This window comes from Streptomyces sp. NPDC002125 (genome assembly GCF_053593715.1).
This window is the reverse complement of the sequence record NZ_JBSFDD010000051.1, coordinates 1-17,042: the sequence shown is the minus strand read 5'-3', so window position 1 is coordinate 17,042 and position 17,042 is coordinate 1. Positions and strand designations below refer to the sequence as shown.

At 70.4% G+C, this 17,042-nt stretch carries 17 protein-coding genes; 8 read left to right on the top strand and 9 right to left on the bottom strand.

Annotated features, from left to right (window positions below; all coding sequences use genetic code 11):
• Positions 1–365: 365 nt before the first annotated feature.
• Positions 366–1,007, bottom strand: coding sequence for a DNA-3-methyladenine glycosylase (locus tag ACWCQM_RS40210; protein WP_450920011.1), 642 nt, complete (start codon positions 1,005–1,007; stop codon positions 366–368).
• 85 nt (positions 1,008–1,092) lie between these two features.
• On the opposite strand from ACWCQM_RS40210, the gene ACWCQM_RS40205 reads away from it, so the two are divergent.
• From ACWCQM_RS40205 to ACWCQM_RS40195, 3 genes are all read left to right on the top strand, one after another.
• Complete coding sequence (locus ACWCQM_RS40205) at positions 1,093–1,875, top strand: sporulation protein (protein ID WP_450920010.1); 783 nt, start codon at positions 1,093–1,095, stop codon at positions 1,873–1,875.
• Between the two features lie 51 nt (positions 1,876–1,926).
• A complete protein-coding gene (locus ACWCQM_RS40200; protein ID WP_450920009.1) occupies positions 1,927–2,460 on the top strand; it encodes a YbhB/YbcL family Raf kinase inhibitor-like protein in 534 nt (177 codons plus the stop codon).
• A gap of 141 nt (positions 2,461–2,601) precedes the next feature.
• Positions 2,602–3,108: an HNH endonuclease gene (locus ACWCQM_RS40195; protein ID WP_267076487.1), complete on the top strand. Its 507-nt coding sequence runs from the start codon at positions 2,602–2,604 to the stop codon at positions 3,106–3,108.
• 64 nt (positions 3,109–3,172) lie between these two features.
• On the opposite strand, the gene ACWCQM_RS40190 is transcribed toward ACWCQM_RS40195, so the two are convergent.
• From ACWCQM_RS40190 to ACWCQM_RS40175, 4 genes are all read right to left on the bottom strand, one after another.
• Positions 3,173–3,940: a sulfite exporter TauE/SafE family protein gene (locus ACWCQM_RS40190; protein ID WP_450920012.1), complete on the bottom strand. Its 768-nt coding sequence runs from the start codon at positions 3,938–3,940 to the stop codon at positions 3,173–3,175.
• 84 nt (positions 3,941–4,024) lie between these two features.
• Positions 4,025–4,954, bottom strand: coding sequence for an SPFH domain-containing protein (locus tag ACWCQM_RS40185; protein WP_033305602.1), 930 nt, complete (start codon positions 4,952–4,954; stop codon positions 4,025–4,027).
• Positions 4,955–5,091: 137 nt separating this feature from the next.
• Positions 5,092–5,520 carry an NfeD family protein gene (locus ACWCQM_RS40180; protein ID WP_450920008.1) on the bottom strand — a complete coding sequence of 143 codons (429 nt, stop codon included), beginning with the start codon at positions 5,518–5,520 and terminating at the stop codon, positions 5,092–5,094.
• 65 nt (positions 5,521–5,585) lie between these two features.
• Positions 5,586–6,386 (bottom strand): ABC transporter ATP-binding protein, encoded by an 801-nt coding sequence (locus ACWCQM_RS40175; RefSeq protein WP_073747964.1) that lies wholly within the window; start codon positions 6,384–6,386, stop codon positions 5,586–5,588.
• Between the two features lie 120 nt (positions 6,387–6,506).
• On the opposite strand from ACWCQM_RS40175, the gene ACWCQM_RS40170 reads away from it, so the two are divergent.
• The gene (locus tag ACWCQM_RS40170; protein ID WP_450920007.1) at positions 6,507–7,286 is read left to right on the top strand and encodes a hypothetical protein; all 780 of its coding nucleotides are present in this window, start codon (positions 6,507–6,509) and stop codon (positions 7,284–7,286) included.
• Between the two features lie 200 nt (positions 7,287–7,486).
• On the opposite strand, the gene ACWCQM_RS40165 is transcribed toward ACWCQM_RS40170, so the two are convergent.
• The 3 genes from ACWCQM_RS40165 to ACWCQM_RS40155 all read right to left on the bottom strand — a co-directional run bounded on the left by ACWCQM_RS40165 (position 7,487) and on the right by ACWCQM_RS40155 (position 9,694).
• The gene (locus tag ACWCQM_RS40165) at positions 7,487–7,741 is read right to left on the bottom strand and encodes a chaplin family protein (RefSeq protein ID WP_073747962.1); all 255 of its coding nucleotides are present in this window, start codon (positions 7,739–7,741) and stop codon (positions 7,487–7,489) included.
• Positions 7,742–7,911: 170 nt separating this feature from the next.
• Entirely contained in the window at positions 7,912–8,556 is a 645-nt protein-coding gene (locus ACWCQM_RS40160; protein WP_450920006.1) for a response regulator, read from the bottom strand.
• Positions 8,549–9,694 carry a GAF domain-containing sensor histidine kinase gene (locus ACWCQM_RS40155; protein WP_450920005.1) on the bottom strand — a complete coding sequence of 382 codons (1,146 nt, stop codon included), beginning with the start codon at positions 9,692–9,694 and terminating at the stop codon, positions 8,549–8,551. Before ACWCQM_RS40155 ends, ACWCQM_RS40160 begins: the two co-directional genes overlap by 8 nt.
• Positions 9,695–9,884: 190 nt before the next feature.
• On the opposite strand from ACWCQM_RS40155, the gene ACWCQM_RS40150 reads away from it, so the two are divergent.
• The 3 genes from ACWCQM_RS40150 to ACWCQM_RS40140 all read left to right on the top strand — a co-directional run bounded on the left by ACWCQM_RS40150 (position 9,885) and on the right by ACWCQM_RS40140 (position 12,714).
• Positions 9,885–10,598 (top strand): SDR family NAD(P)-dependent oxidoreductase, encoded by a 714-nt coding sequence (locus tag ACWCQM_RS40150; RefSeq protein WP_450920004.1) that lies wholly within the window; start codon positions 9,885–9,887, stop codon positions 10,596–10,598.
• Positions 10,595–11,647 (top strand): S-adenosylmethionine:tRNA ribosyltransferase-isomerase, encoded by a 1,053-nt coding sequence (locus ACWCQM_RS40145; protein ID WP_450920003.1) that lies wholly within the window; start codon positions 10,595–10,597, stop codon positions 11,645–11,647. Before ACWCQM_RS40150 ends, ACWCQM_RS40145 begins: the two co-directional genes overlap by 4 nt.
• A 308-nt stretch (positions 11,648–11,955) precedes the next feature.
• The gene (locus ACWCQM_RS40140) at positions 11,956–12,714 is read left to right on the top strand and encodes a transglycosylase SLT domain-containing protein (protein WP_450920002.1); all 759 of its coding nucleotides are present in this window, start codon (positions 11,956–11,958) and stop codon (positions 12,712–12,714) included.
• 129 nt (positions 12,715–12,843) lie between these two features.
• Here ACWCQM_RS40140 and ACWCQM_RS40135 read toward each other — a convergent pair whose 3' ends face one another.
• Positions 12,844–15,444, bottom strand: coding sequence for an FHA domain-containing protein (locus ACWCQM_RS40135; protein ID WP_450920001.1), 2,601 nt, complete (start codon positions 15,442–15,444; stop codon positions 12,844–12,846).
• Positions 15,445–15,723: 279 nt separating this feature from the next.
• On the opposite strand from ACWCQM_RS40135, the gene serB reads away from it, so the two are divergent.
• Positions 15,724–16,974, top strand: a complete 1,251-nt coding sequence (serB, locus tag ACWCQM_RS40130) for a phosphoserine phosphatase SerB (protein ID WP_450920000.1) — start codon at positions 15,724–15,726, stop codon at positions 16,972–16,974.
• Positions 16,975–17,042: the final 68 nt, after the last annotated feature.

Sequence of the window (17,042 nt, the reverse complement as noted above, 5' to 3'; positions counted from 1 at the left end):
CCGATTCCCGGTCGAAGCGGGTTACTGCTTGTTTCGCTTTCCAGTTCTTCGCTTTCGCGTTTCCCTTTCCGGCGGTTCCAACTTTACCAGACTCTCTTTCGTTCCGTTTCCGGTCCGAATTTGATTCCGGCGGCCTGTGGAGTGGCCTTTGCCTTTCGGCGTGTTCACTACGTTAACCGATTTCCACTGCGACTCATAATCGAGTCGATGGGCGAATTCCGGCATGCCGAAATTGCACCCGCAAGGGGTGAATCGTAGGTAGTGGTTGGCCCTCTCACGATGCCTCGACCCGGTCCGATGGACCGCGCCGACAACTGCATCCGTTCAAGCGGCTCGGACTACATTAGGGAAACGGCAGGGGCGAGTCAAGTTGACCGTCGGCGTGGCACATGGGCCCTGTACGGGCTCACCGTCGGGTCTCCGTCGATCCAGAAGCGCCACGGCTGATGGGAGCCGTCACCCCCGACACCCGTACGAGGACCGCTCCGTACCTGGTCGCGAGGTGGTGGGGTGCCCGTGAGCACGGACAGCGGTCCCTGCGGGCCGGCCACCACGTCGACGCCGTTCAGCGCCCGGTCCACGTCGAGGGCCGTGGCCAGCCGCGCCGGGCCTTTGGCCAGTTCTCTGTCGTTCCGGGCCGAGAATCGACGTGTGCGTGCCTGCTCGGCGCCGACACCGATCTCGCCCGCCCGGAGCAGGACACCGCTCGCGCGGCCTTCGGGGCCGCACACCAGATTGAGGCAGTGCCACATCCCGTACGTGAAGTAGACGTAGGAGTGGCCGGGCGGGCCGAACATCACGCTGTTGCGGGCCGTGCGGCCGCGGAAGGCGTGGGAGCCCGGGTCGATCTCGCCCGCGTACGCCTCGACCTCCGTCAGCCGGAGCTCCATCGGGCCCGCGTCGGTGGTCCGGACAAGGACGCGGCCCAGGAGATCCGGTGCCACCTCCAGGACCGGCCGGTCGAAGAAGTCCCGCGTGAGCGGCGTGCGCTCCATGCCCTCGTTCATGGCGTCCGAGGGTACTGGGCTCGGCGCTTCGGGAACCGGCTACGGTCGTGGCGCGTATGTAGGGGTCAGGAACAAGGAGGAAAACATGGGCTTCAAGCGGCTGCTCGCGAGCATGGGTGCCGGCGGTGCTTCCGTCGAGACCGAACTGACCGAACTCAATGTCGTCCCCGGTGGGGTCGTCCAGGGCGAGGTGCGGATCCAGGGCGGTTCCGTCGACCAGCAGATCGAGGGTCTCTCGGTCGGCATGCAGGCACGGGTCGAGGTCGAGGGCACGGACCAGGAGACCAAGCAGGACATCGAGTTCACCAAGCTGCGGCTGGGCGGTGCCTTCGAGGTGAAGGCCGGTGCGGTGCACGTCGTCCCGTTCGGGCTGGAGATCCCCTGGGAGACTCCGATCACCGTGCTCGGCGGGCAGCAGTTGCGCGGCATGAACATCGGGGTGACGACGGAGCTGGAGATCGCCCGCGCGGTGGACTCCGGTGACCTCGACCCGGTCAACGTGCACCCGCTCCCCGCCCAGCAGGCCATCCTGGACGCCTTCGGGCAGCTCGGCTTCGGTTTCCGGTCCGCCGACATGGAGCGGGGCCACATCCGCGGCACCCGCCAGCGCCTGCCGTTCTACCAGGAGATCGAGTTCTTCCCGCCGCAGCAGTACCGCGGGCTGAACCAGGTGGAGCTGACGTTCATCGCGGACGACCGTGAGATGGACGTCGTCCTGGAGATGGACAAGAAGCCGGGCCTCTTCAGCGAGGGCAGCGACTCCTTCCGTTCGTTCAAGGTCGGTCTCGACGACTACCAGGGCACGGACTGGGCCGCGTACCTCAACCAGTGGCTCGCGCAGGTCGGCGGCCAGCGCAACTGGCTCTGACACCCCCTAAGGTCGGTGGGGAGACCGTTGCCGATCAGGAGAGGTGCTGACGTGACCGAGCCGAAGAGGGCGCCGCTGCCGCACGACTTCCATCCCGAGGTCGCTTCCTTCACCGTGGTGAGCGAGGACCTCGCGCCGGGCGCCGTGCTGGCCGATGCCCAGGTGTTCGCTGCGGGGAACACCTCGCCGCAGTTGCGGTGGGAGGGATTCCCCGCGGGGACGAAGAGCTTCGCCGTGACGTGCTTCGACCCGGACGCGCCGACGGGCAGCGGGTTCTGGCACTGGGTGCTCTTCGACATCCCGGCCTCGGTCACGGAGCTCCCGGCCGGGGCCGGCAGCGGGGCGTTCGATGGGCTGCCCCAGGGTGCCGTGCAGGCGCGCAACGACTACGGGTCGAAGGAGTTCGGCGGTGCCGCGCCGCCGGCCGGCGAGAACCACCGCTATGTCTTCACCGTGTACGCGGTGGACACCGAGAAGCTCGGTCCCGACAGTGACGCGTCGCCCGCGGCGGTCGGATTCAACCTGCGGTTCCACACCCTGGGCCGCGCCCAGCTGATCGGGGAGTACGCCTCGCCGGAAAGCTGAAGGTTCGCCTCCTGTTTGCCCTGCCCTGGTCTTGGAGAGATCAGGGCAGGGCACTTTTTATTGCGTTGTCCATCACGGCTCGCCCGGACAGAGTTGAACCGGGCCCGCCGACTGACGGGCGGCACACGGGAGGTGGGCAGGATGCGGGACACACTGGTGCTCAACGCGAGCTTCGAGCCGCTGTCGACGGTGACGCTCAACCGTGCGGTGGTTCTGATCCTCCAGGACAAGGCCGTCGTCGAGCAGTCGCATCCCGGCCTCCGTATGCGGGGTGCCGCCGTGGATCTTCCGGTGCCCCGGGTGATCAGGCTCTGCCGGTACGTACGGGTGCCGTTCCGAAGACACGCCCCGTGGTCCAGGAGGGGCGTCCTCATACGGGACCAGCACCGGTGCGCGTACTGCGGGCGGCGGGCGAGCACGGTGGACCACGTCGTGCCGCGGGCCCAGGGCGGCCAGGACACCTGGCTGAACACCGTGGCCTCGTGCGCCGAGGACAACCACCGCAAAGCGGCCCGGACTCCCGAGCAGGCGGGCATGCCCCTGCTGCGTCAGCCCTTCGTGCCGTCGCCCGCGGACGCGATGCTGCTCGCGCTGGGAGCCGGTGACCGGTCGGCGCTGCCGGAGTGGCTGGCGCGCTCGGCGGCCTGACCACCGCGGACGAACGGTCGCGGAGCCCGTCCCCTCGTCACCCGAGGGGGCGGGCTTCGGTGCGTCAGCGCAGCAGCAGCTGCACGATGGCGGCGGTACCGACGACCACGATCAGGGCGCGCAGGAGGCGCGGGCTGAGCCGGCGGCCGACCTTGGCGCCTATCTGGCCGCCGATCGCTGAGCCCACCGCGATGAGTACGACAGCCGTCCAGTCGAAGTCCGCGACGAAGAGGAAGAAGAGGGCGGCCACGCTGTTGACGACGGCGGCGAGGACGTTCTTGACGGCGTTGAGACGCTGCATCGTGTCGTCGAGCAGCATGCCCATCAGGGAGAGGTAGATGATGCCCTGGGCCGCCGTGAAGTAGCCGCCGTACACACTGGCGAGCGTCAGGCCGACGAAGAGCAGCGGCCCCCCGTCGGGGCGGGCGGTGGTGCCCTTCTGCTCGCGGCGGCGCTGGACGGCCTTGCTGATGCGGGGCTGCAGGATGACCAGGACGAGCGCGAGGGCCACCAGGACGGGGACGATCGTCTCGAACGCCGTGGAGGGCAGTGCGAGCAGGAGCGTGGCCCCGGTGAGTCCGCCGATCAGCGCGCCGGCGCTCAGCTTGAGTATCCGGCGGCGCTGGCCGGTGAGTTCCTCGCGGTAGCCGATCGCTCCGCTGATGGAGCCCGGGATGAGCCCGAGCGCGTTGGACACGGTCGCGGTGACCGGTGGCAGGCCGGTGGCGAGGAGCACCGGAAAGGTGATCAACGTGCCCGAGCCGACGATGGTGTTGATGGTGCCCGCGCCGACGCCGGCCGCGAAGACCGCGAGAATCTCCCAGATGGACAAGGCCATCCCCTTCGATGGTCAGTGATGCCTCCCCGCCATGAAGGTCGAGGGGCCTCACCGATCATGCATGAAGGTGCTTCGCGGTCAGTCGACCGGGGGCTGCTCCCGGCGTTCCGTTCCCGTGTTGAAGCCGGGGGCGCCGCTGCCGAGGTTGCCGAAGGCCCCGCTGAGGCCCTTGAGCGCGTCGCCGATCTCGCTGGGCACGATCCAGAGCTTGTTGGCGTCGCCCTCGGCGATCTTCGGAAGCATCTGGAGGTACTGGTACGAGAGGAGCTTCTGGTCCGGGTCCCCGGCGTGGATGGACTCGAAGACCGTACGGATGGCCTGGGCCTCGCCCTCGGCGCGCAGGGCCGATGCCTTGGCCTCGCCCTCCGCGCGGAGGATCGCGGACTGCTTCTCTCCCTCCGCGGTGAGGATCGCGGACTGCCTGATGCCTTCCGCGGTGAGGATCGCGGCGCGCTTGTCACGGTCGGCGCGCATCTGCTTCTCCATCGAGTCCTGGATGGAGGTGGGCGGCTCGATGGCCTTGAGCTCGACGCGGTTGACGCGGATGCCCCACTTGCCGGTGGCCTCGTCGAGGACTCCGCGCAGTGCGGCGTTGATCTCCTCGCGGGAGGTCAGGGTCCGCTCCAGGTCCATTCCGCCGATGATGTTGCGCAGGGTGGTGACGGTGAGCTGCTCGATCGCCTGGATGTAGCTGGCGACCTCGTACGTCGCGGCGCGGGCGTCGGTCACCTGGTAGTAGATGACGGTGTCGATGTTGACGACGAGGTTGTCCTGGGTGATCACCGGCTGCGGCGGGAAGGGGACGACCTGTTCACGGAGGTCGATCCTGTTGCGGATCGAGTCGATGAACGGGACGACGATGTTCAGCCCGGCGTTGAGGGTGCGGGTGTAGCGGCCGAAGCGCTCGACGATGGCGGCACTGGCCTGCGGGATGACCTGGATCGTCTTGATCAGGGCGATGAAGACGAGCACCACCAGAATGATCAGGACGATGATGATCGGTTGCATCGTGTGCCTCGTGCCCTTCGGTTGCCGACGGATCGCGGTGATCGAGGTCGAACTGTCATAGGGGTCATGACAGTTGCATTCCCATGATGATCGACTTCGAGTTTGGCAGACTGCGGGCTGCCGCGTGACCGGTTCGCTCACATGACGACGGCCGTTGCACCGTCGATGTCCACGACGTCGACCTGGTCGCCCGGTTCGAAGACCTGGTCGCTGTCGAGCGTCCGGGCCGACCAGACCTCACCGGCGAGCTTGATTCGCCCGCCGCTGGAGGTGACCCGTTCCAGCACCACGGCTTGACGGCCCTTCAGGGCGTCGATCCCGGTGGCTTCCCCCGGCCGGCCCGAACGATGCCTGGCCGCGATGGGGCGTACGACGGCGACCAGCGCCACCGACACCACGACGAAGACCAGGACTTGGGCGACGATGCTGCCTCCGAGGGCCGCGATGACGGCAGCGGCCACCGCCCCGACGGCGAACATCCCGAATTCGGGCATCGCGGTCAGGACGAGGGGAATGCCCAGTCCCACCGCGCCGATCAGCCACCACACCCACGCGTCGATGTCCACAGGGTCATCGTAGGACCGCGAGTGCGCTCGCCGACAGGGCGCAGGAGAGGTTGGCCGTGGTGCGACTACCCGCCGAGGGGCAGACCGCGGGCGGTGTAGCGGTCGCCGTGGTGCTCGACGACGAGGGGCAGGCCGAAGCAGAGGGAGAGGTTCCGGGAGCTGAGCTCGGTCTCCATGGGGCCGGCGGCCAGCACCTTGCCCTGGCGGATCATCAGGACGTGGGTGAAGCCGGGGGCGATCTCCTCGACGTGGTGGGTGACCATGACCATGGAGGGGGCGTACGGGTCACGGGCCAGCCGGCCGAGGCGGCGGACCAGGTCCTCGCGTCCTCCGAGGTCGAGCCCGGCGGCGGGCTCGTCGAGGAGGAGCAGCTCGGGGTCGGTCATCATGGCGCGGGCGATGAGGGTGCGCTTGCGCTCGCCCTCGGAGAGCGTGCCGAACTTGCGGTCGAGGAACTCGGTCATGCCGAGGCGGTCGAGGAAGGCGCGGGCGCGCTCCTCGTCGACGGCTTCGTAGTCCTCGTGCCAGGTTGCGGTCATGCCGTACGCGGCGGTGAGCACCGTCTGCAGCACGGTCTGGCGCTTGGGGAGCTTTTCGGCCATCGCGACACCGGCGATGCCGATGCGGGGCCGGAGCTCGAAGACGTCGGTGCCGACCCCGCCGAGCCGCTCGCCGAGGATCTTGGCCGAACCAGTGGAGGGGAAGAGATAGCTGGACGCGATGTTGAGGAGCGTGGTCTTGCCGGCGCCGTTCGGGCCGAGGATGACCCAGCGCTCCCCCTCCTTGACCGACCAGGAGACGTCGTCCACCAGAGCGCGTCCGTCGCGGACCACGGATACGTCCACCAGCTCCAGTACATCGCTCATGGCGCGTTGTCTCCCCATACAGTGTCGAGATCGTCGCGTGCCTGTGGGCACAGCTCCCAGGGAAAACCTACGCCACCCGAAGAGTGCTCAGGCCCTGGGGCCGTTCCCTAGGCTGTTCCCATGCTTTCGGAACCACGCTCAGGGCGGCTTGCCGCATGGGGAAACGCGCTTTTGGCCGGACTTGTGTCACCTGACGACGCGGCGCTCGCGATCGTCGGCGAGGACGCGGTGCACCGCGTCGAGGGGCTGCCGGGTGAGACGGGGCCGGTGGGGCTCACGCTGGCGCTCGGTCGGCTGAGGGGGCTGGGGGCGACCGGTTTCCGGGTCGCGCTGCCGGTGCCAGGACATCCGCTGGGGCTCAGCGGCCCGCCGGACTTCAACGCGAGGGCGCTGGAGGCGGAGGAGGCGGTCGTCACCTCCGGGGCTCCGTACGGGCTCGTGCCGGAGGTGAGCGAGGCGGGGCCCGCCGGTGACGTGCATGTCGAGGTGGTGTGGCGCTGTCTGCCCGTACGGGAGGCGCCGCCCGCCGATGTGCCGTCGCTGAGCGAGGCGGAGCGGGAACTCGCCGAGGCCCTGCGGGATGCGACGGCGGTGCTGTCGCGGCTGGATGTCGCCGCTTCCGGCCCGGTCGCCGAGGCCGCCGTGGACGCGTACCGGGCCCGGGCGGAGCGGGGGCGCGAGGTCCTGGCGCCGGGGTATCCGCCGCGTGCGGTACGGGTGCTGGAGCTGGCTCAGCGGGTGGGGCTGCTGGTGGCGGTGGCCCATGAGAACGGGCACGGCGGCGCGGTGAGCGCCTCGGAGATCGCGGCCAGGGGCGAGGCGCTGCGGCCGGTGGAGCGGACGGCGCGGCGGGCGCAGGTCGCGGCGTACAACGCGTATGTGGAGGAGCGGGGGCGGTAGGGCCTCGGGCCGGCACGGCGTCGGCCGCCGGGCGGGAGACCAGCGCGGCCGGCACGGCGTCGGCCGCCGGGCGGGAAACCAGCGCGGCCGGTCCGCCCTCGGCCGCCGGGCAGGAGACCGGTGCGCCGTAACGCCGTCGGCCGCCGTGCGGGCTCGGTCGAGTCCGCACGGCGGCCGGGGGGTGAGGGGTGAGGCGTCGGTCAGCCGTTCAGGCCGAGGTTTCCGAAGGCCGGGTTGAGCAGACCCACCACGTTGACCGTGTTGCCGACCACGTTGACCGGGACGTGCACCGGGACCTGGACCACGTTGCCCGAGATGACGCCCGGGGAGCCCGCGGCCGTGCCGTGGGCACCGGCGCCGCCGCCGTGGCCCGTGGCGGAGGCGGCTCCGGCACCGGCGGCGATGATTCCGCCCGCGATCATGGTGACGGCTGCGGCCTTCTTCAGGTTCTTCACTTCAGGATCCTCCTCGCATCGCCGCGGCCGACCGCCGCGGCATGCATGGAGAACGCCGTCCGCACGGCGGAGGATGCGCCATCCGGGTGACATACACCCGACAGTATGAATCTCGGACTGGAGGCGACCCGTCCGCTTGTCCGACGGCACTCCGCTTCTCCCCAGGGCTGTCAGCTCGCCGCCCCGTGCCGGACCGCCCACAGGGCCGCCTGGGTCCTGTCCGCCACATCGAGCTTCATCAGGATGTTCGAGACATGGGTCTTCACGGTCTTCTCCGACAGGACGAGCGCCCTGGCGATCTCCCGGTTGGAGCGCCCGTCGGCGATCAGCCCGAGCACCTCGCGCTCCCGCTCGGTCAGGGTGCTGCCCCGGCCCGTGCCACCGCCCGTGTCCTCCTGGGCCAGCAGCGCGTCGGCGACCTCCGGCTGGAGCAGGACATGGCCCGCGTGCACCGAGCGGATGGCGCCCGCGAGGGCGTCCGGGTCCACGTCCTTGTACACGTAACCCGAGGCCCCCGCCCGCAGGGCCGGGACGACGGTGCGCTGTTCGGTGAAGCTGGTGACGATCAGGACCTTGGCCGGGTTCTCCAGCTCCCTGAGCCTGCGCAGCGCCTCGATGCCGTCCGTACCCGGCATCTTGATGTCCATCAGGACCACGTCGGGGCGCAGCTCCTCCGTCCTGGCGACTCCCTCGGCCCCGTCCGACGCCTCCCCCACGACCTCTATGTCGTCCTGGACCTCCAGGAAGGTGCGCAGTCCCCTGCGGACCACCTGGTGGTCGTCGACCAGCAGCACCTTGATCGTCTTGTCAGCCACAGGGGACCTCCATACGGATAGTGGTGCCCTCTCCGGGCTCCGATTCGACCGCGAGCCGGCCTCCGACGCTGCCGGCCCTGTGCCGCATCGAGACGAGGCCGAGATGACGTCCGGCGCTCCGGATCACCTGGGTGTCGAAGCCTCGGCCGTCATCGGTGATCCGGAGCACGACGGAGGCGGCCTCACGGCCGAGCGTGACGGTGACCCGGGCGGCGCCCGAGTGACGCAGGGCGTTGTGCAGGGCTTCCTGCGCGACCCGGAGCATCGCCTCCTCCTGGGCCGACGGGAGGGCGCGCACCCCGGTGCTCTCGAAGGTGACCCGGGCGGTGTGGGCGCGGTCCAGGACCTGGACCTGCGTACGGAGCGTGGCGACCAGGCCGTCCTCGTCCAGGGCGGCGGGGCGCAGCTCGACGACGGCGGCGCGCAGCTCGTCCACGGCCTCCCCCGCCAGGGTGGCGACCTGCTGGAGCTCGCCCTTGGCCCGGGCCGGGTCGCGGTCGACGAGGGCGGCGGCGGCCTGGGCGGTGAGCCGGAGCGAGAAGAGCTTCTGGCTGACGGCGTCGTGCAGTTCGTGGGCGAGCCGTGAGCGCTCCTCGGCGATCGTGAGCTCGCGGCTGCGTTCGTAGAGCCTGGCGTTGGTGAGGGCGATCGCCGCGTGCTGGGCGAGGATCCCGAGGAGCTCCTCGTCCTCCTCGGTGAAGCCGCAGCCGCCCGTGGGCCGGGGGCAGCGCTTGTTGGCGAGGAAGAGCGCGCCGATGGTCTCGTCGCCGTCCTGGATGGGCAGCCCGAGGAAGTCGGACATGTCGGGGTGGGCGTCGGGCCAGCCCTCGAACCGGGGGTCCTGGCGTACGTCGGCCAGCCGCTGGGGCTTCGCCTCATGGAGCATCGCCGCGAGGATGCCGTGCTGGCGGGGCAGCGGGCCGATGGCCTTCCACTGCTCGTCGCTGACCCCGTCGACGACGAACTGGGCGAAGCCGCCGTGGTCGTCCGGGACGCCCAGGGCCGCGTACTCGGCGTCCAGCAGCTCGCGGGCGGAGGCGACGATCGTCTTGAGGACGTCCCGCATTTCGAGGTGCCGGCTCATGGCGAGCAGCGCGGCGCTGACCGCGGCGAGGCCCGAGGGCGGGCGATGAGTCATGCCCTCACCGTACCGGCGGGGGTTCCGGCTCCGTATCGGGCTGTGGACGCCCTTGTGGTGGGGCCTGAGCCCTAGGCCGAAGTGCCTCGGGCGGCTGCGGCCGATGGCCGAGGCGCGGGGGTCCGTGGGGTTCCTACGTTGAGGGCGTCGGAGCCCCACGGGGCACGAGGCGTACGAGGGGACGGTTGTCATGCCTGTCGCGATGATCACGGGCGGATCGAAGGGGCTGGGGCGCGCGACGGCTGCCGCGCTGGCCCGGCGGGGCTGGGATCTGGTGCTGGACGCCAGATCGGCCGGGGCGCTCACGGAGACGGCGCGAGAGCTGAGCGGCCGGTACGGGACACGGGTCGCGGCCGTGGCGGGGGACGTCACGGACCCGGCGCACCGCGAGGCGCTGGTGGCGGCGGCCGGGGAGCTGGGCGGTCTCGACCTACTGGTGAGCAATGCGAGCGCGCTGGGGGCCGAGCCGCTCGTGCGGCTGGAGGCGCTGCCGCTGGAGGGGCTGCGGCAGGCCCTGGAGACGAATGTGGTGGCGGCGCTCGGGCTCGTGCAGGAGGCGCTGCCGCTGCTGAGGGCGTCGGCGGCCGGGGCGGTGGTGGCGGTGAGCTCGGACGCGGCCACCGAGCCGTATCCCACCTGGGGCGGTTACGGGGCGTCGAAGGCGGCGCTCGACCAGCTGGTCGCGGTGCTCGGCGAGGAGGAGCCCGGTCTCCGGGTGTGGGCGGTGGACCCGGGCGACATGGCGACGGACCTCTATACGGCGGCGGTGCCCGAGGACACCGGGGCGCGGCCGGACGCGGAGAGCGTGGCTCCCGCCTTCGTGCGGCTGCTGGAGCTGCGCCCGCCCGGCGGCCGGTACACGGCTGCGGCGCTGCTGGGCGCGGACGGAGGGGAGGAGCGGTGACCGCGCTGGAGGCCCTGCGGGTGCCCCCCGAACTGTCGGCGCGGGTGCCGCCGGAGCAGCGCGGGTCGGGCCGGGACGACGTACGGCTGCTGGTCTCGCGGGGCACCGAGGTCTCCCATCGCAGGTTCCGGGAGCTGCCCGGGGAGCTGCGGGCCGGGGACGTCCTGGTGGTGAACACGTCGATGACGCTGGCGGCGGCGGTGAACGGGCGCCTGGCGGGCGAGCGGGTCGTCGTGCACTTCTCGACCCGTGGCGAGGACGGCCGCTGGGCGGTGGAGCTGCGCCGGCCGGACGGTGCGGGGACCACCCGGCCGCGCCCCGGCGGTCCGGCGGGCGCCGTGGTGCGGCTGCCGGGCGGGAGCGCGCTGGTGCTGGACGAGCCGCTCGGGCCGGGTGAGGGGTCGAGGCTGTGGTGGGCGCGGGTGCCCGGGGACGTGCCGGGGCTGCTGAGCCGGTACGGGCGGCCGATCCGGTACGCGTACACGGAGCGCGACCAGCCCTTGTCGGCGTACCGGACGGTGTTCGCCGTGCCGTCGCCCGACGGCAGCGGTTCGGCGGAGATGCCGAGCGCGGCGAGGCCGTTCACGGCGGGGCTGGTGGCGGGGCTGGTGAGCCGGGGGGTGCAGTTCGCCCCGCTGACGCTGCACACGGGGGTGGCGTCGGCCGAGGCGCACGAGCCTCCCTACCCGGAGCGGTTCGAGGTGCCGGCCTCGACGGCGTGGCTGGTCGCGGCGGCCCGTGCGGGCGGGGGCAGGGTGATCGCCGTGGGGACGACGGCGGTGCGGGCCCTGGAGTCCGCGGCGGGCGAGGACGGGACGGTGCGGCCCGCGGCGGGTTGGACGGATCTGGTGGTGACCCCGCGGCGGGGCGTGCGGGTGGTGGACGGGCTGCTGACCGGGCTGCACGAGCCGGAGGCATCGCACCTGCTGATGCTGGAGGCGGTCGCGGGGCGGGAGGCGCTGCGGCGGGCCTATGCCGGGGCCCTGGAGCGGCGCTATCTGTGGCACGAGTTCGGCGATGCCCATCTGCTGCTGCCGCCTGCCCGATAAGCCCCTTACGCTCCGCATTACAGAAGCAACTATTTGTGAGCGCGAAGGGCTCCCCATGTGAGCCCAGGCATAGGACCCAGGTCACTTACGAAGACGGATAGTTGGTGCAAACCGGGCAAGTTCTCGGGGTTCAAACCGGACAAGGGGGTATGAACAAGACCGCGTTCCACTATCCGGCTTCGTACGTCACACCTTTGCCATGGCGTTTTGCGGTAGCTAAGAATCGTGTTGTCCCCGACGGAGATGCGCCCCGGCGCTTCCGTCCGCGTCCTCGCCGAGGGCACCACGATCCGAAGAGGTACGACTGTATGTCTTTCTCCCGTGTCACCAGCCGTAGCCGTCGTCTGAACAAGGTCCAGAAGCTCTCCGTCGCGGGGGTCTCGACCCTGGCCGCCGCCGGCATCGCCTTCTCGCTCGTCCCGAACGACGCGTCGGCCACCACCGAGCCGCAGGCCGCTTCGGCCGCCGCGCCGGTCGCCTACACCGGCTCGCAGACGCAGAGCCTCAAGGCCACCGGCCTGGGGCAGAACACGACCGACCAGCTCGTGAAGTCCGTCGACGCCGCCAAGGCCGAGGAGACGGCCGCGAAGAAGAAGGCGGCCGAGAAGGCCGAGGCCAAGGCCAAGGCCGTCGCCGAGGCGAAGAGCAAGGCCGCCGCCGAGAAGAAGGCCGAGGCCAAGGCCGCCGCGAAGAAGCGTGCCGCCGAGAAGAAGGCCAGCCGCGCGGCCGACCGCAAGCCGGTCTACGCGAACAACCTCGACGGCTGGATCCGTGAGGCTCTCGCCATCATGGACAAGAAGGACATCCCCGGCACGTACGAGGGCCTGCACCGCAACATCATGCGCGAGTCCAGCGGTAACCCCCGCGCCATCAACAACTGGGACATCAACGCGATCAACGGCGTCCCGTCCAAGGGTCTGCTGCAGGTGATCAAGCCGACCTTCGACTACTACCACGTCAAGGGCACCAAGCACGACCAGTACGACCCGGTCGCCAACATCACCGCGGCCGCGAACTACGCCGCCGACAAGTACGGCTCCATCGACAACGTCGACAGCGCGTACTGAGCCACGCACCGAGCAAGGCCTGGGCAGAGAGCCGGCCCGCCGGTCCGCAGCGTCGCGTGACCGGCCGGCACATGCCGAAGGGCGGCACCCCGTGGGGTGCCGCCCTCGGGCATTTCCGGGACCGGTGCGCTACTTCCGCATGACCTCGGGCTCATGGCGGCGCAGCATCCGGGAGACCGCGACGAAGAGGACGCCGCTCATGACGAGCATCACCGTGATGTTGATGCCCCACTGGCCGGCCGAGTGCTCCCACAGCGGGTCCAGGTCGGTCGGGTTCTTCGGGTCCCACGGCGGCATGAGGTGGGCGAGGTCCAGCGTGGTGCCGGCGGCGGCCACGGCCCAGCGCGAGGGCATCAGCCAGGCGAACTGTTCCAGGCCGGGCGAACCGTAGACCTGGAAGAGCACACCGGTGAAGACGACCTGGACGATGGCGAACATGACGAGCAGCGGCATCGTCTTCTCGGCGGTCTTCACCAGCGCGGAGATCATCAGGCCGAACATCATCGAGGTGAAGCCGAGCACGATGATCGACACGCAGATCTCGGCGGCCGGAGGCATGAACAGGCCCTCCTCCGGCAGCTTCCGGGTGGAGAAGCCGATCCCGCAGATGATCACACCCTGGAAGGCCGTGATCACGCCGAGGACGATCACCTTGGACAGCAGATAGGCGGAACGGGAGAGCCCGGTGGCCCGTTCCCGCTCGTAGATCACCCGTTCCTTGATCAGTTCTCGTACGGAGTTGGCGGCGGCGGCGAAGCACATGCCGACCGCCAGGATCAGCATGATCGTTCCGGCCTTGCCGTTGAACCGGGAGGGCGGATCGGGCTCCGCCAGGCCGAACTCCGCGGGGATGACCACGCTCACCACTCCGAGCACGGCCGGCAGGAGCACCATCAGGAGCAGGAAGCCCTTGTCAGACGCGATCACCGAGACGTATCGGCGCATCAGCGTCCACAGCTGGGCCACCCAGCCGGAGGGCTTCGGCGGCCGGATCTGCTGCGGCGGCGGCATGTGCACGGGCTGCGCGGCGACCGCGTCGATGTCCGCGGCGTACATCTGGTAGTGCTGCGAGCCGCGCCAGCGTCCCGACCAGTCGTACTCGCGGTAGTTCTCGAACGCCGAGAAGACATCGGCCCAGCTGGTGTAGCCGAAGAAGTTGAGCGCCTCCTCGGGCGGCCCGAAGTAGGCGACCGATCCGCCGGGAGCCATCACCAGGAGCTTGTCGCAGATGGCCAGCTCGGCAACGGAGTGCGTGACGACGAGGACCGTACGCCCGTCGTCGGCGAGGCCGCGCAGCAGCTGCATGACGTCGCGGTCCATGCCGGGGTCGAGACCCGAGGTGGGCTCGTCCAGGAAGATCAGCGACGGCTTGGTCAGCAGCTCCAGGGCGACCGAGACGCGCTTGCGCTGGCCGCCGGAGAGCGAGGTGATCTTCTTGTCCTTGTGGATGTCGAGCTTGAGCTCGGCGAGGACCTCGTGGATCCGGGCGGTGCGCTCGGCCTCGGTGGTGTCCGCGGGGAAGCGCAGCTTGGCCGCGTAGCGCAGAGCCCGGGTGACCGTGAGTTCCTTGTGCAGGATGTCGTCCTGCGGGACCAGCCCGATGCGCTGCCGCAGCTCGGCGAACTGCTTGTAGAGGTTCCGGTTGTCGTAGAGGACGTCACCCTGGTTGGCGGGCCGGTAGCCGGTCAGCGCCTTGAGCAGGGTGGACTTGCCGGAGCCCGAGGGGCCGATGACGGCGATCAGGGACTTCTCCGGGACACCGAAGGAGACGTCCTTGAGGATGTCCTTGCCTCCGTCGACCGTCACCGTGAGGTGGCGGGCCGAGAAGGAGACCTCACCGGTGTCGACGAACTCTTCCAGCCGGTCCCCGACCAGCCGGAAGGTCGAGTGACCCACACCGACGATGTCGTTGGCGCCGATGAGCGCGGAGCCGGACTTGCTGAGCGGCTGGCCGTTGACGTAGGTGCCGTTGTGCGACCCGAGGTCCCGGATCTCGAAGCGGCCGTCGGGCGTCGCCCGGAACTCGGCGTGCAGACGCGAGACCTGGAGGTCGGAGACGACCAGCTCGTTCTCCAGCGCACGGCCGATACGCATGACCCGGCCCAGGTCCAGCTGGTGGAAGGTGGTCGGGCTGCGGTCCCCGTAGACCGGCGGAGCTCCCGCCGCGCCGCCGTGACCGCCCGCGCCGTGACCCTGCTGGTGCGGAACCGGAGGCTGCTGCCCCTGGTGCGGGACCTGGGGCTGCTGCTGCCAGCCCTGCTGCGGTGCGGGGCCACCGGGCCATCCGGCCGCCCCCTGCTGCTGCGGCTGCTGTACGGGCGCCTGCGGCTGCTGCTGTACGGGCTGCTGAGCGGGAGCGTGCTGAGGCTGCTGCGCGGGGGCCTGCTGCGCTCCGGCCACCGGCCCGCCGTGGACCCCGGCACCCGCCGCGGCGCTGAGGCTCAGCCGCGGTCCGTCGGTGGCGTTGCCCAGGTGTACGACGCTTCCGGGGCCGATCTCCAGCCGCTGGACGCGCTGACCCTGCGCATACGTGCCGTTCGTGCTGCCATGGTCCTCGATGGACCAGCCGCGCCCGTTCCAGCTGATCGTGGCATGCCGCCACGAGACTCTGGCGTCGTCGATCACCAGGTCGCCCTGCGGATCACGTCCGAGGGTGTACGACCTGGACGGATCGAGCGTCCAGGTCCTTCCATTCAATTCCAGTACGAGTTCCGGCACTCCGCGCCCCACTAGTCGTCCCCCGTGTCGCTCCCGTCGCAGGAAGCGTAGGGATGCTGAACATCGTGGCGAACTATTCCAGGAGCGGTCCCCCGACGGAAAGCCGGGCGGCGTGAAGAGGGCGCGGAGACTCCGCATTCCGCCCGGCGACTCGGGAGAAAGCGGTCGGGAGTACCGCATCCGAGGCATCTTCTCCCGGGCCGCCGGGCCCGCCGGGCCCCCGGACCGGGCTGTCCGCCACTCGGGACGGGCTTCGGAGCCCGCCCGGCCGCCCTATACGGTGGGAGCACCATGAGCGCATCTCAGCCACCTCGGTCTCCCCGGTCTCCTGAGCTCCCCGAGCCCCCTCGGGACGCGGACGCACCCACCCTTCTGGTCAAGATCTTCGGGAAGGACCGTCCGGGCATCACGGCCGGGCTCTTCGACACCCTTGCCGCCTTCGCCGTCGATGTCGTGGACATCGAGCAGGTCGTCACCCGTGGACGCATCGTGCTGTGCGCCCTGGTGACCTCTCCGGCCCCGGGCGGCACGACCGAGGGCGACCTCCGGTCGACCGTGCACAGCTGGGCGGAGTCGCTCAAGCTCCAGGCCGAGATCATCTCGGGTACGGGCGACAACCGGCCCCGCGGCTACGGGCGTTCCCATGTGACCGTGCTGGGTCACCCGCTGACCGCGGAGTCCACGGCGGCCATAGCGGCCAGGATCACCTCCACCGGCGGCAACATCGACCGCATCTTCCGTCTGGCGAAGTACCCCGTCACCGCCGTCGAGTTCGCCGTGTCCGGTACGGCCACGGAGGAGCTGAGGACCGCGCTGGCGCCGGAGGCCGCCGGGATCGGCGTCGACATCGCCGTCGTGTCGGCCGGGCTGAGCCGCCGGGCGCAGCGGCTGGTCGTCATGGACGTGGACTCGACGCTCATCCAGGACGAGGTCATCGAGCTGTTCGCGGCCCATGCCGGCTGCGAGGCCGAGGTCGCCGAGGTGACCGAGCAGGCGATGCGCGGGGAGCTCGACTTCGAGCAGTCGCTGCACGCGCGGGTGGCGCTGCTGGCGGGGCTCGACGTGTCGGTGGTGGAGAAGGTGCGGGCCGAGGTCCGGCTGACCCCCGGCGCGCGCACCCTGATCCGGACCCTGAAGCGGCTGGGCTACCAGGTGGGTGTGGTCTCGGGCGGCTTCACGCAGGTCACGGACGACCTCAAGGAGCGTCTCGGGCTGGACTTCGCCTCCGCCAACACGCTGGAGGTCGTCGACGGCAAGCTGACCGGCCGGGTCGTGGGCGACATCGTGGACCGGGCGGGCAAGGCCCGGCTGCTGCGCAGCTTCGCCGAGCAGGCGGGGGTGCCGCTGGCCCAGACGGTCGCGATCGGCGACGGGGCGAACGACCTGGACATGCTGAACACGGCCGGGCTGGGCGTCGCCTTCAACGCCAAGCCGGTCGTCCGGCAGGCCGCCCACACCGCGGTGAACGTCCCGTTCCTGGACACCGTGCTGTATCTGCTCGGGATCACCCGTGAACACTCGCGAAGGACATCGTCGTCGTAGCCTCCGCGGGCAACGACGGCATGGACGGCAAGCCGAAGCAGACCTATCCGGCGGCCTTCCCCGGTGTG

Excerpts from the sequence above, each read along its gene's own strand:
- ACWCQM_RS40195 (WP_267076487.1), top strand. The coding sequence starts at position 2,602 with ATGCGGGACACACTGGTGCTCAACGCGAGCTTCGAGCCGCTGTCGACG.
- ACWCQM_RS40140 (WP_450920002.1), top strand. The coding sequence starts at position 11,956 with ATGTCTTTCTCCCGTGTCACCAGCCGTAGCCGTCGTCTGAACAAGGTC.
- ACWCQM_RS40170 (WP_450920007.1), top strand. The coding sequence starts at position 6,507 with ATGCTTTCGGAACCACGCTCAGGGCGGCTTGCCGCATGGGGAAACGCG.
- serB (WP_450920000.1), top strand. The coding sequence starts at position 15,724 with ATGAGCGCATCTCAGCCACCTCGGTCTCCCCGGTCTCCTGAGCTCCCC.
- ACWCQM_RS40155 (WP_450920005.1), bottom strand. The coding sequence starts at position 9,694 with ATGACTCATCGCCCGCCCTCGGGCCTCGCCGCGGTCAGCGCCGCGCTG.
- ACWCQM_RS40185 (WP_033305602.1), bottom strand. The coding sequence starts at position 4,954 with ATGCAACCGATCATCATCGTCCTGATCATTCTGGTGGTGCTCGTCTTC.
- ACWCQM_RS40210 (WP_450920011.1), bottom strand. The coding sequence starts at position 1,007 with ATGAACGAGGGCATGGAGCGCACGCCGCTCACGCGGGACTTCTTCGAC.
- ACWCQM_RS40150 (WP_450920004.1), top strand. The coding sequence starts at position 9,885 with ATGCCTGTCGCGATGATCACGGGCGGATCGAAGGGGCTGGGGCGCGCG.
- ACWCQM_RS40175 (WP_073747964.1), bottom strand. The coding sequence starts at position 6,386 with ATGAGCGATGTACTGGAGCTGGTGGACGTATCCGTGGTCCGCGACGGA.
- ACWCQM_RS40205 (WP_450920010.1), top strand. The coding sequence starts at position 1,093 with ATGGGCTTCAAGCGGCTGCTCGCGAGCATGGGTGCCGGCGGTGCTTCC.